Annotated in this window: 14 protein-coding genes; 3 read left to right on the top strand and 11 right to left on the bottom strand. The window is 45.6% G+C overall.

Going from position 1 to position 13,379, the window contains the following annotated elements; all coding sequences use genetic code 11:
- Positions 1 to 56 precede the first annotated feature (56 nt).
- Together proC and L0992_13775 are read right to left on the bottom strand one after the other, a co-directional pair.
- On the bottom strand, positions 57 to 875 hold the full coding sequence (proC, locus tag L0992_13780) for a pyrroline-5-carboxylate reductase (GenBank protein XGB66768.1): 819 nt from the start codon (positions 873 to 875) through the stop codon (positions 57 to 59).
- An 84-nt stretch (positions 876 to 959) separates the two neighbouring features.
- Positions 960 to 1,664, bottom strand: a complete 705-nt coding sequence (locus L0992_13775) for a YggS family pyridoxal phosphate-dependent enzyme (GenBank protein ID XGB66767.1) — start codon at positions 1,662 to 1,664, stop codon at positions 960 to 962.
- A gap of 26 nt (positions 1,665 to 1,690) precedes the next feature.
- Between L0992_13775 and L0992_13770 the strand changes: the two genes are divergently transcribed.
- Both L0992_13770 and L0992_13765 read left to right on the top strand, forming a co-directional pair.
- Positions 1,691 to 2,728 carry a type IV pilus twitching motility protein PilT gene (locus L0992_13770; GenBank protein XGB66766.1) on the top strand — a complete coding sequence of 346 codons (1,038 nt, stop codon included), beginning with the start codon at positions 1,691 to 1,693 and terminating at the stop codon, positions 2,726 to 2,728.
- A 14-nt stretch (positions 2,729 to 2,742) separates the two neighbouring features.
- Entirely contained in the window at positions 2,743 to 3,852 is a 1,110-nt protein-coding gene (locus tag L0992_13765) for a PilT/PilU family type 4a pilus ATPase (GenBank protein ID XGB66765.1), read from the top strand.
- Between the two features lie 89 nt (positions 3,853 to 3,941).
- Here the strand turns inward: L0992_13765 and L0992_13760 are convergent, their stop codons facing one another.
- From L0992_13760 to metK, 9 genes are all read right to left on the bottom strand, one after another.
- A complete protein-coding gene (locus tag L0992_13760; protein XGB66764.1) occupies positions 3,942 to 4,103 on the bottom strand; it encodes a hypothetical protein in 162 nt (53 codons plus the stop codon).
- A gap of 98 nt (positions 4,104 to 4,201) precedes the next feature.
- Positions 4,202 to 4,624 (bottom strand): Holliday junction resolvase RuvX, encoded by a 423-nt coding sequence (gene ruvX / locus L0992_13755; GenBank protein ID XGB66763.1) that lies wholly within the window; start codon positions 4,622 to 4,624, stop codon positions 4,202 to 4,204.
- Positions 4,625 to 4,678: 54 nt separating this feature from the next.
- A complete protein-coding gene (locus tag L0992_13750) occupies positions 4,679 to 5,242 on the bottom strand; it encodes a YqgE/AlgH family protein (protein ID XGB66762.1) in 564 nt (187 codons plus the stop codon).
- A 109-nt stretch (positions 5,243 to 5,351) separates the two neighbouring features.
- Entirely contained in the window at positions 5,352 to 6,302 is a 951-nt protein-coding gene (gene gshB / locus L0992_13745; GenBank protein ID XGB66761.1) for a glutathione synthase, read from the bottom strand.
- Between the two features lie 9 nt (positions 6,303 to 6,311).
- Complete coding sequence (gene rsmE / locus L0992_13740; GenBank protein XGB66760.1) at positions 6,312 to 7,043, bottom strand: 16S rRNA (uracil(1498)-N(3))-methyltransferase; 732 nt, start codon at positions 7,041 to 7,043, stop codon at positions 6,312 to 6,314.
- Positions 7,044 to 7,196: 153 nt separating this feature from the next.
- Positions 7,197 to 7,928 (bottom strand): endonuclease, encoded by a 732-nt coding sequence (locus L0992_13735; protein XGB66759.1) that lies wholly within the window; start codon positions 7,926 to 7,928, stop codon positions 7,197 to 7,199.
- 151 nt (positions 7,929 to 8,079) lie between these two features.
- Positions 8,080 to 8,580, bottom strand: a complete 501-nt coding sequence (locus tag L0992_13730; protein XGB66758.1) for a SprT family zinc-dependent metalloprotease — start codon at positions 8,578 to 8,580, stop codon at positions 8,080 to 8,082.
- Positions 8,581 to 8,659: 79 nt separating this feature from the next.
- Positions 8,660 to 9,457 (bottom strand): DUF2189 domain-containing protein, encoded by a 798-nt coding sequence (locus tag L0992_13725; GenBank protein XGB66757.1) that lies wholly within the window; start codon positions 9,455 to 9,457, stop codon positions 8,660 to 8,662.
- A 368-nt stretch (positions 9,458 to 9,825) separates the two neighbouring features.
- Complete coding sequence (gene metK / locus L0992_13720) at positions 9,826 to 10,980, bottom strand: methionine adenosyltransferase (protein ID XGB66756.1); 1,155 nt, start codon at positions 10,978 to 10,980, stop codon at positions 9,826 to 9,828.
- 358 nt (positions 10,981 to 11,338) lie between these two features.
- On the opposite strand from metK, the gene tkt reads away from it, so the two are divergent.
- A complete protein-coding gene (gene tkt, locus L0992_13715) occupies positions 11,339 to 13,333 on the top strand; it encodes a transketolase (protein XGB66755.1) in 1,995 nt (664 codons plus the stop codon).
- Positions 13,334 to 13,379 lie beyond the last annotated feature (46 nt).

The following is a 13,379-nucleotide window of genomic DNA, read 5'->3' as shown; positions in this document are numbered from 1 at the left end:
TGTTTCCTTTTTCGGATTTACTTGTCGCTTAGGTATAAATTGAAGCGACAAAATGCTTAAAACAGTTTTTCCATCTCTTCAGCTCGAGCAACCGCCGCTTGCATGGCTTTTGCTACGATGTCTGATAGTTGATGTTCGTTAAACGTGCGCAGTGCTTCTGCGGTCGTGCCGCCTTTTGATGTCACTTGTTCACGCAGTGTAGATAATTCAGTATTTGGATTCGCTACCACCATCTCTGCCGCGCCTAATGCAGACTGCTGAACTAATTTACGAGCGGTTTCTTGGTCGAAACCTTGGTTGATTGCTTCTGCTTGCATCGCTTCCATAAACAGGAAAAAGTAAGCCGGAGCACTCCCCGCTGCCGCAATGATGTTATTGATACCAGACTCTTGCTCAACCCAGCTCACTTCACCTACAGCTTGCATCAGCTGAGATGCGAAGTCTTTATCATTTTGGCTGACTGTTGAATCGGCATAAAGACCGCTCATCCCTTTACCAAGCAGTGATGGTGTGTTTGGCATCACACGTACAAGGTTCAGTTGGCAGTTTAACATCTCATTGAGTCGATTCGCATTAATACCCGCGGCAATTGAGATAACCAGTTTGTTGCTAAAGTCGATGCTTTGTAAGGGTTTACATACATCAGCCATCATCTGTGGTTTCACTGATAACACAATAACGTCTGCTTGCTCAGCTGCGGCAATATTATCGCTGGTGGTATTGATGCCGTATTCTTGTTCTAACGGCAGCCTTCTGGTGTCTGAAGGCGCTGTCGCAGTAATCTTTTGCGCTGGGTAACCACTTACTATTAAGCCCGCTACAATTGAGCGAACCATGTTTCCCGCCCCAATAAAGGCGATGTTCTTATGTTCCATATATAAAATCCTGAGCGTGTCGCTGCGCGGTTCAAGCGAAGCGGTATCAATACTTATCGTCGATTTCTGGTTACTAACTAATTGCTACTTTGCGTAATCACGAGCACCAAATATGGCCGTTCCAATGCGAACCATGGTACTACCTGCCTCAACTGCTGCGTCCATATCACCACTCATGCCCATAGACAGGGTATCGATATCTGGATACTTCGCGGATAACTTATCTTTAAGCTCTGCCAGTTGAGAGAATGCATTAAGCTGTGATTGATAGTCAGAGACGTTTGCAGGAATCGACATCAATCCTCTTAAAGTGAGGTTAGGGAGCGACGAAATCAACTCCGCCAGTGCAAAAACTGTCTCTTCAGAAGTACCAGACTTGGACTCTTCGCCACTGGTATTCACTTGAATCAGCACCTGTAGAGGTGGAAGTTCGCTTGGACGTTGATCATTAAGTCTTTGCGCGATCTTATCGCGATCGACGGAATGTACCCATTGGAAGCTTTCCGCAATTGGGCGCGTTTTATTGGACTGAATTGGACCAATAAAGTGCCACTCTAAATTTAGGTTAGAATGTTGTTCTGAAAAGTGTTTTACTTTATCGACACCTTCTTGAACATAGTTTTCACCAAAGGCAACTTGGCCTCCGAGTGCGGCTTCTAGAATCGCATCAATAGGTTTAGTTTTGCTGACTGCTAAAAGTTGCACGGACTCTGGAGCTCGTCCGCACTTTTGCTCAGCACTACGAATCTGTGAGGTGATTTGTTCGATATTTTGTTGAATACTACTCATAGCTGACTTTACTTAAGGGAAAATAAATGGATATCACTGAGTTACTAGATTTTAGTGTAAAGCATAACGCGTCAGATCTACATCTTTCTGCGGGTGTATCTCCAATGGTACGTATAGATGGTGAAGTAAGGAAGCTTGGAATACCAGCTTTGAGTCATGCTGATGTGCATCGTTTAGTTTTTGAGATCATGAGCGATTCGCAGCGTGGTGAGTTTGAAGAAAAATTGGAAGTCGACTTCTCTTTTGAATTACCCAATGTTGGTCGTTTCCGTGTGAATGCTTTTAACCAAGCACGTGGTTGCTCAGCTGTCTTTCGAACTATCCCTGTAGAGATCCCTACTTTAGATCAGCTTGGTGCGCCTGAAATATTTGAAAAGATTGCGAACTACGAAAAAGGTTTAGTGCTCGTCACTGGCCCTACGGGTTCTGGTAAATCTACGACGCTCGCTGCGATGGTGGATTACGTAAACCGTAACCACAACAAACACATCCTGACGATCGAAGACCCAATTGAATTCGTTCATACCAACAATAAATGCCTTGTTAACCAGCGTGAAGTTCACCGTGATACTCACAGCTTTAAAGCGGCGCTGCGCAGCGCATTACGTGAAGACCCAGACGTTATCCTTGTTGGTGAGCTTCGTGACCAAGAGACGATCAGCTTGGCGCTAACCGCAGCGGAAACCGGGCACTTGGTTTTTGGTACTTTGCATACCAGCTCTGCTGCTAAAACTATCGACCGTATTATCGATGTATTCCCGGGTAGCGACAAAGATATGGTGCGTTCAATGCTGTCTGAATCGTTGCGTTCGGTCATCGCTCAGAAGTTGTTGAAGCGTGTTGGTGGCGGTCGTGTGGCTTGTCATGAAATCATGATGGCGACACCAGCGATCAGAAACCTGATTCGTGAAGACAAGGTTGCTCAGATGTATTCGATCATTCAAACGGGCGCAGCACATGGTATGCAGACCATGGAGCAAAATGCGAAGCAGCTAATGGCTCAAGGCTTGGTTGACTCGGAAGAGGTCGAGAGAAAGATCGAAATTGAAACCTCAATGTTTTAATCAAGGTGAACAAAATGGAATTGAATCAAATCCTTGAAGGGATGCTGTCTCAAAAAGCATCGGATCTTTATATCACTGTTGATGCACCTATCCTGTTCCGTGTGGATGGTGAATTACGACCTCAAGGCGATAAGCTGAATGCGGCTCAGGTTGCTCAATTACTTGATGCGATGATGGATCAAGACCGACGTGATGAATATCAGCAAACACGTGAAGCAAACTTTGCCATTGTGCGTGAGTTTGGTCGCTTTCGTGTCAGTGCATTCTTTCAACGAGAACTGCCTGGAGCGGTCATTCGACGCATCGAGACTAACATCCCAACCTTTGAGCAATTAAAGCTTCCTGATGTATTACAAGACCTTTCAATCGCCAAGCGTGGGCTTGTGCTGGTGGTTGGTGCAACTGGCTCTGGTAAATCGACCTCGATGGCTGCGATGACAGGCTATCGCAATACCAATCGTTCAGGTCATATCTTAACAGTTGAAGACCCGATTGAGTTCGTCCATGAACATAAAAAATGTATTGTGACTCAGCGTGAGGTAGGGCTCGACACCGAGAGTTATGAAGTCGCACTTAAGAACTCTTTGCGCCAAGCACCAGATATGATTTTGATTGGCGAAATCCGTAGCCGTGAAACCATGGAATACGCGATGACCTTTGCTGAAACGGGTCACTTGTGTATGGCGACACTGCACGCGAATAATGCCAACCAAGCGTTAGAGCGTATTCTCCACTTGGTGCCGAAAGAGCAGAAAGAACAGTTCCTGTTTGATCTGTCGATGAATCTGCGTGGTGTCGTCGCTCAGCAGTTAATCCGAGATAAGAATGGCAGCGGTCGTCATGGTGTGTTTGAGATTTTACTCAACAGCCCACGAGTGTCTGACTTGATTCGTCGCGGTGAACTGCACGAGCTAAAAGCAACAATGGCGAAATCGAAAGAGATTGGGATGCAGACCTTTGACCAAGCTTTGTATGATTTAGTTGTAGGAGGCAAGATCAGCGAAGAGGATGCGTTCCACAGTGCTGACTCCGCTAACGACTTACGCTTGATGCTAAAAACTAGACGTGGCGATGATGACTATGGGACTGGTGCTTTGGCTGGTGTGAAGATCGATATGGGGTAGATTCAGAGCTTAGAGCTTAGAGCTTAGAGCTAAATCTTAATACCAATAAAAAACCCGCTCCAAGGCGGGTTTTTTGTGAAGCGAATAAATTAGTGGTTTGCAAAACTGTTGTTATCGTTCGAGTAACCGCGTTCTTTTTCTAATTTAATTTTAGTTGGATATTGCTCGCCAGTATAACCAGCCGAACCACCACCCATTGAACTACATGCTGTTATTGCTAGAGCGGCGAAGATTGCTAGAATAATTTTCATGTGAACTCCCACGTTCTTATTTTGAATTGCATCGACATTACGATATGAAATTCGAGTGGGATCACAAGTTAGCTCACATTTTGCTCACTTATTTTTCGTTATGAATATTGTGCTTCAAACCAACTTTCCAAAATAACCACAGCTGATTGATTATCAACGTTGCCTTTGCTTAGTGCTTTGTAGCCACCCATGTCAAAAAGATCGGCTCTTGCTTCCGCGGTCGATAGCCTCTCATCATGCAGTTCAACATCGACACCAAAGCGTCCTTTGAGGCGGTTAGCGAACTTCTTTGCTCTAGGTGTGATGGTTGCTAGATCTTTACCGTGCAGGTCGGTAGGAAGGCCAACCACAATCAGATTTGGTTGCCATTCCTTAATTTGCTTTTCGATATCGTCCCAGTTTGGGATGCCATCTTTGGCTTTAAAGGCTTTCAGAGGGCTTGCTGTGCCTGTTATTTCTTGTCCAATCGCACTGCCGATACTTTTTGTACCGTAGTCAAATGCCATAATTGTTCGTGACATGGGGCTTCCAAATTAATCTGTGTTTGAGTGTTTATTTTATTGAGCTGAGTAGGGCTAGGCGTGGCCTGCATCTGCTGAAAGCTGAGCGGCATTAATACCTAACATTTGCACCGCGACTTTCCAGCGGTCTGAGATTGGTGTGTCGAAGATGACCTTTGGATCGGCTTCAACGGTTAGCCATGAGTTCTCGGTCAGTTCTATCTCCAGCTGGCCTGGCTCCCACCCAGAGTAGCCAAGTGCAACCAGATAATTGATCGGTTCATCTTCGGTTCCTAATACCATCAAGATATCTTTTGAGGTTGTTACCGAGATTTGGTCCGTCATGTTGATGCTGGATTGATAGCTGCCTTTGGGCTTGTGCAAAATAAACCCGCGGTCTTCTGCTACAGGTCCACCATTTAAAACAGGTTTATCAAGACTTGCTTGATTGGATTTGGGTTGTTCAGAATCAACCTCAACTTGTTTGAGCATGCTGCCGACAGTGACATCGATAGGAGCGTTGATCATCAGACCCATTGCACCTTCGTCATTGTGCTCACAAAGGTAGATCACCGAGTTTTGAAAGTATGGGTCTTTCATTCCGGGCATTGCGACCAGAAAGTGGTTCGTTAAATTCATAGAGCCTCCTGCCAGTGTGTTCCCAGTAAAGGAAGAAGAGCGGCGTAAAGCCGCTCATCGATTCTGTGTCTAAATGTGTGCGAATAGCTAAGACTTTCTTAAGTTTAGGCTATTTAGCGTTAACGCGACGCTCGATTGCATCCATTAATTTACCCGTCACTGAAATATCAAAAGCAGCTTCAATTTCACGGATACACGTTGGGCTCGTCACGTTAATTTCAGTCAGCTTGTCACCGATAACGTCAAGTCCTACGAAGATTAAGCCTTTCTCTTTTAGTGATGGAGCAACCGCTCGTGCGATAGCCCAATCGGTTTCACTTAGAGGGCGAGCTTCACCAGTACCACCAGCAGCTAGGTTGCCTCGAGTTTCCCCTTTAGCAGGAATACGCGCTAGGCAGTAAGGCATTGGCTCACCATCAACCACAAGAATACGCTTGTCACCGTTGCTGATATCTGGAACAAAGGTCTGTGCCATTGCGTAGTTTTGACCGTGGTTAGTCAAGGTTTCAATGATCACTGATACGTTTGGATCGCCTTCTTTAACACGGAAGATCGATGCGCCACCCATGCCATCAAGTGGCTTAAGAATTACGTCACCGTGCTTCTCGCGGAACTCTTTAATCTTTTCTGCTTTACGAGTCACGATAGTAGTTGGCGTTAGCTCTGGGAACCAAGCTGTGAATAATTTCTCGTTACAGTCACGTAGGCTTTGCGGTTTGTTTACGATCAGCGCGCCGTTCTCTTCAGCACGTTCAAGAATGTAGGTTGCATAGATGTACTCAGTGTCAAACGGAGGATCTTTACGCATCAGCACAGCATCTAAATCTGATAGCGCGATAGTCTGTTCTGACTTGAATTCGTACCAACCGTTTGGATCTTCTTTGAGTTCTACAATCTTTGTGTCAGCAATGGCTACGCCTTGATCTAAGTGTAGATCATCCATTTCCATGTAATGGATTTCGTAACCACGACGCTGAGCTTCAAGCATCATGGCAAAGCTAGAGTCTTTTTTGATGTTAATGGATGAAATTGGATCCATTACGATGCCAAGTTTGATCATTTTTTTCTCCTAGCCTAGATCGCCAAAACGGACTTGTAAGGCAGTAATTGCGGTTAGAGCTGCTGTTTCGGTACGAAGTACACGTGGGCCGAGTAGCGTCTCTTCAAATTTGTATTGTTCTGTCATGCCGATTTCTTCAGCTGACAAGCCACCTTCAGGACCGATCAATAGACGTACCTTGCTGATGGGTTCTGGAAGGGTATTAATTGAGTATTTTGCGCGAGGGTGCAGGTTCAGCTTTAATGCTTCACTCGGTTCGCTACACCATTCTTCAAGTTGCATGATTGGGCGAATGACTGGAACCGTGTTACGGCCACACTGTTCACACGCTGCTATAGCAATCTTTTGCCACTGCGCGAGTTTTTTCTCGAATCGCTTAGTATCGAGTTTAACGCCACAGCGCTCTGAAATCAGTGGGGTAATGGTGTTTACACCAAGCTCAACCGATTTCTGAATCGTGAATTCCATTTTGTCGCCACGTGAAATCACTTGGCCTAAATGTAAGTCTAACGGAGATTCACTGCTGCGTTCGATTCGCTCAGTAACATTAACCGTCACATTCTTCTTTGATACCTCAGCAATTGTCGCAGGGAATTCAGCGCCACTGCCATCAAATAGAAGAACCTCTTGACCTTCTTTCATGCGAAGGACACGACCAACATGACCCGCGGCATCTTCGCCTAAAGCGAGAGAACCTAACTGGTGAATGCGTTCTGGGTGATGGATACGAGGGATTCTCATGCTGGTAAACCTATAAATATGATCATTTGGGTATTTTGTCTCTGCCTAACATGGATGCTTTTAGTTGAAAAAACAAGGGTAGAGCAAGAGTTTCAGGGGCAATTCTGAAACTCTTGTTTGAGACGGTTAGGAATGTGGGGTACGCGAGTGGCGTTATTTACAAGCTGGGTAAACAAATGGGTTGTGATTACCTTGGATGGCATAGATACGCTCATCACGAGTACATTCCCACTCATCGACAGGAAACTGCTTGTTCCACGCCATCATCAGATTGGTTTGCTGCTTAGATAGCTTGAAGCCATACTCTTGGCTCATGTAAAGATAGGTACGAGCGATAGAGCCTTTTGCTCTGTCTGGTGGCATAACCTTACGCTGCTTGAAGTTGACCTGCATTTCACACTGACCATAGCTCACCCCATCCATACCATTCCACTGACTGAAATTGTAGTTAGAGCGATCACCGTTAACCTCGCCAATGGCCGGAGTTAGGTTATGAAGGTCGGCTTCCATGGATTTGAATATTTTGTCATTACGAGTGCAATTCTTGCGCCCACCGTCTTGCCAACACTGGCGCTGGTGGCCAAATTGCCAAGCGGGAACAACGTGTTCCCACTCAATTCGACTCGCCCGTTTTTGCTGCTTTCGTACTTGATAACCACAGCCATCAAGGTCTGGAATGCCTTTCTTTTTGTCTTTCCAAGTAATGTCACAGCCACAATAGAATGAAGTCGGGTGATCAAGGTAAATCTTCACGGCTTCTTTTTTTGCTTTGGAGAAGGAACTCGGTGGAGCGGCGAAAACGCTTTGAGTTACCAGTAGGCAAAATACTATCGATAAGTAAAAAGACACCGATAGGCCAAATGCTTTTGGAGTGGTTTTGTGCATAGAAAAAGACTGATAAAAGTATGATAAATATCAGTCTAGCACTCAAGTGATAGATTTCTCCATTACATTTCAATCGTCTACTCAATGGAGTGCAATTCTCTGAAGAGAAGTGGGCTAGTCACTCAATTGAACACGAGCGAGTGATCAGATGTTAGCTGAGTTGCTTGCCAGTAAAGGCCAAGGTTTGACTGCACTGTTGGCAACGATAGCTTGATTGGTTACGTAATACCTTGTTGTGACGTCTAATCGAAAGTGGGTAAACCGTGCAGTCGCAGCGGTACTCAAAGGTCTTACCTTGCACTGAGGTTATCTCAAAACTGTGGGTTGTTTTGGCTGGTACATTGAATACCTTTTCCATCACGTATTTCCACTCATTCCCGTGAGGTCTCACTCGTCCAAATACTTGATGGGTGATCAGATGTGCCAGTTCATGAGGCACCACCTCGTTAATGAAGGCATCTTCATTCTCGGCGAAGAGTACATGGTTGAGCTTAATTTCATTGAGCTGCAGGTAGGCCTTTCCCGCAGCTTTGCCTCTTAACTTGTAAGTGATGGTTGGGCATGGGAATTCACGAGAGAAATGTTGATTAGCGATAGCTAGGCACTCAGCCAATTTCTTATTTGCTCGATGTTGTTGTGGCGTGTAAGACAAACGTTGTTAACTCCAAAAAAAGGCCTCAGCGTTTAAGCTAAGGCCTAATCATAACATTGCTCGTTATTCTGGCGATAATTTATAGGTGGTGATTCTTCTTGATTATTTCGTGGTAGGCATGCCATGTACCGTAACCAAGTAGCGGCATGGTGACGATCATACCAATGCCGTAGGTCGCGAAGCCCACCAGAATACCGGCACAAATAATACTTGCCCACACCACCATTGCAGGGATGTTGGATTTCACTGCATTGAAGCTAGTGAAGATTGCGCTCATCACATCCACGCGTCTCTCCATCATCAATGGGATAGAAAACGCTGAGATGCTGAATATTAGGCTAGCGATAACGAATCCAATCACAGAACCCGTGATCAGGAAGGGAGCAAATTCAGCTAATGGAGCACCTTGTACAGATGGATACAAAGCATGCAACAGAGCGGCGATACGCATCCAAAATATCATCGCGACCATTAATACAATCGCAAAGGCCCATTGGTGGGTTGAGTTACGAGTGATGGCTTTCATGGAGTGCAGTAGGCTGGCGTTGTGTCCTTTTTCTCTTTCCCAGGCTGCGTCATACAGGCCCAGAGCAAGGAAAGGCCCTATAAGCATGTACACAATCAAGCTCGGCATCACCACCAAGTGTGTTCCTTGCCATTGGACAAGTTGAACTATGGCGATTGCCGCTCCCATAAAGCACAAACCGTAAAATGCACTGATTAATGGCATTCTTACTAAGTCATGCAGAGCAAGCGACAACCAATGAAAGGGTGCGGAAATACTGATTTGGTTGCAAGGAATGGTGCGAGCGTAATCCTTATCGCTGACCTTGTGTTTTTTATCGTTCAGTTCGGATGGGTGCGCGGTACGAGGCATAGATCCCCCTAGTTAAATAACGTCCTAGTTATAATTCCATAAGGCTCATCGGTGTGACTTGTGTGAGAGTTATGGTGTTGAGCTAAATTGCTCTTTGTCATCCCAGTTTTTGTTCTAGCGTGCATTTAACGAGCGTTATCAGACTGAATTAATTTAAGTTAAATGTGAGCTTGATCGCCTAGGAGTTACCTTAACTATTGTCAGTAGTGTTAGAAAACACAAATTATCGGCGGCTTTTTATACTTAGTGGTTAACGGTAAAGAAGGGCGTTAGAGAAAGGAGTAGCGAGTGAAAGTTCGGTAAGTACATAAAAATAAAGCCCTTACTAAGCAGTAAGGGCTTTAAAGAAACAAATCGCAGTGGCTAAATTATTTTAGGCCAGCGAAGTTTGCAAGGATTGCTGCTTTGTCAGTCGCTTCCCAAGGGAATTCTTCACGACCGAAGTGGCCGTATGCTGCAGTCTGCTTGTAGATAGGCTGAAGAAGATTTAGCATTTCTTGAAGACCGTATGGACGTAGGTCGAAGTTTTGACGAACTGCTTCAATGATGATTTCGTGAGCTACTTTTTCAGTACCAAACGTTTCAACCATGATAGATGTTGGATCTGCAACACCGATAGCGTAAGACAGTTGAATCTCACAACGGTCAGCCATGCCAGCAGCAACGATGTTTTTCGCCACGTAACGTGCTGCGTAAGCTGCAGAACGGTCAACTTTTGATGGATCTTTACCAGAGAATGCACCGCCACCGTGACGAGCTGCGCCGCCGTAGGTATCAACGATGATCTTACGACCTGTTAGACCACAGTCACCCATTGGGCCACCGATTACGAAACGGCCTGTTGGGTTGATGAAGAAGTTAGTGTCTTTGTTGATCCACTCAGAAGGAAGTACTGGCTTGATGATCTCTTCCATTACCGCTTCACGTAGATCCGGAGTTGTTACTGAATCACAGTGTTGAGTAGAAAGAACAACAGCATCGATACCAACGATCTTGCCTTGGTCGTACTGGAATGTTACTTGAGATTTCGCATCTGGACGAAGGAAGTCAAGCTTACCGCTCTTACGTACTTCAGCTTGCTTCTTAACAAGAAGGTGAGAGTAAGTAATTGGAGCAGGCATTAGGATCGGTGTTTCGTTAGTCGCGTAACCAAACATGATGCCTTGGTCGCCAGCGCCTTGCTCTTTAGGGTCTGCTTTATCAACACCTTGGTTGATGTCTGGAGACTGCTTACCAATTGTGTTTAGAACGGCACAAGAGTCAGCGTCAAAGCCCATATCAGAATGAACGTAACCAATTTCACGTACTGTTTCACGAGTGATTTCTTCGATATCAACCCATGCAGACGTTGTTACTTCACCGCCAACCATAACCATGCCGGTTTTTACGTAAGTCTCACAAGCAACACGTGCTTTTGGATCTTGTTCCAAGATGGCATCAAGAACAGCATCAGAGATTTGGTCTGCAATTTTATCTGGATGGCCTTCTGAAACAGATTCAGAAGTGAATAGGTGCTTAGCCATGAGAGCTCCACTTTTAGGTTTTGGTGTAAATAGTTTTATGGCGTCGCAAGCTAGGAAGCGCCGCCATTAAATACAGTATATTTTGTAGGTGTTTCTACATCTAGACGGCTATTCTAAATTCCAGCGGTCGAATTACAAGCTCTTTTTTATGATATGTCATAACTAAACGTTTGCGTATCGTTTGAGATGAGCCGTTGCTAAGTGATGTAAATGTTCGAAAATTGCGAAAAATGACCGTTAAAATGCCAGTAAAACGTTTGCAGTCGCTATAGTCGTTTGAGAGAATACCCGCGCTAATAAAAATGAAAACTTTAGCATCAATCTCTTTTTTAAATCGCTTATGTATCCAGGAGCAGACATGCCTTCTCGTAAAGATCTAGCCAATGCAATCCGCGCACTTAGCATGGACGGTGTTCAACAAGCAAATTCAGGCCACCCAGGCGCACCTATGGGCATGGCTGACATCGCTGAAGTTCTTTGGCGTGGCCACTTGAACCACAACCCAGCAAACCCAGAGTGGGCTGACCGCGACCGTTTTATCCTGTCTAACGGCCATGGTTCAATGCTGATTTACTCTCTGCTTCACCTTGCAGGTTACGAGCTTTCAATTGAAGACCTTAAAAACTTCCGTCAACTGCACTCTAAGACTCCTGGTCACCCAGAGTACGGTTACGCTCCTGGTATCGAGACAACGACCGGTCCTCTAGGTCAAGGCATCACTAACGCTGTTGGTATGGCAATGGCTGAGAAAGCACTGGCTGCACAGTTCAACAAAGAAGGCCACGACATCGTAGACCACTACACTTATGCATTCATGGGTGATGGCTGTCTGATGGAAGGTATCTCTCACGAAGCATGTTCTCTAGCAGGTACGCTAGGTCTTGGTAAGCTGGTTGCTTTCTGGGATGACAACGGCATCTCTATCGATGGTGAAGTTGAAGGTTGGTTCTCTGACGATACACCTAAGCGTTTTGAAGCATACGGCTGGCACGTAATCCCAGCGGTAGATGGTCACGATTCTGATGCTATCAACGCTGCAATTGAAGCGGCTAAAGCGGATCCTCGTCCAACGCTTATTTGTACTAAAACTATCATCGGTTTTGGTTCTCCAAACAAAGCAGGTACACACGACTGTCACGGTGCTCCACTAGGCGCTGATGAAATCACAGCAACTAAAGCAGCATTGGGTTGGGAACACGGTCCTTTCGAAATCCCGGCTGATATCGCAGCTGAGTGGAATGCGAAAGAAGCAGGCGCAGCAAAAGAAGCTGCTTGGAATGCTAAGTTTGACGCATACGCAGCGGCTTACCCTGAGCTAGCTGTAGAATTCAAACGTCGTACTAACGGTGAACTTCCAGCTGAGTGGGAAGAGAAAGCAAACGCAATCATTGCTGATCTTCAAGCTAACCCAGCAAACATCGCTTCACGTAAAGCATCTCAAAACGCACTAGAAGCGTTTGGTCAAATGCTTCCAGAATTCATGGGCGGCTCTGCTGACCTTGCGCCTTCTAACCTAACTATGTGGTCTGGTTCTAAGTCTCTTGAAGCAACTGACTTCTCTGGCAACTACATCCACTACGGTGTACGTGAATTCGGTATGACGGCTATCATGAACGGTATCGCTTTGCACGGTGGTTTCGTACCATACGGCGCAACGTTCCTAATGTTCATGGAATACGCTCGTAACGCAATGCGCATGGCTGCTCTGATGAAAGTTCAGAACATCCAAGTTTACACGCACGACTCTATCGGCCTAGGCGAAGATGGTCCTACTCACCAACCGGTTGAGCAAATCGCTTCTCTACGTCTGACTCCAAACATGAGCACATGGCGTCCATGTGACCAAGTTGAATCTGCAGTGGCTTGGAAACTGGCTATTGAACGTAAAGATGGTCCTTCATCGCTAATCTTCTCTCGTCAAAACCTTGCACAACAAGATCGTGACGCTGAGCAAGTCGCTAACATCGCTAAGGGTGGTTACATCCTGAAAGATTGTGAAGGCAAGCCAGAGCTAATCATCATTGCAACAGGTTCTGAAGTTGAACTTGCAGTTGAAGCTGCTGCTGAACTAACAGCTGAAGGCAAGAAAGTACGTGTAGTATCTATGCCTGCAACTGACGCGTTTGACAAGCAAGACGCTGAATACCGTGAGTCTGTACTTCCATCTGACGTGACTGCGCGTATCGCAGTAGAAGCTGGGATCGCTGACTTCTGGTACAAGTACGTTGGTTTCGGTGGCAAGATCATTGGCATGACAACATTCGGCGAATCTGCACCAGCAGGCGAGCTATTCAAGATGTTCGGTTTCACTACTGAAAACGTAGTAAACACAGCGAAAGAGCTTCTTGCTTAATCATTGACTGATGGCCTTGTGCTAACTGTTAAATGAAAGAAAAAAC

The organism is Vibrio pomeroyi (assembly GCA_041879425.1).
GTDB classification, from domain to species: domain Bacteria; phylum Pseudomonadota; class Gammaproteobacteria; order Enterobacterales; family Vibrionaceae; genus Vibrio; species Vibrio pomeroyi_A.
This window is presented reverse-complemented; position numbering and strand designations above follow the sequence as displayed.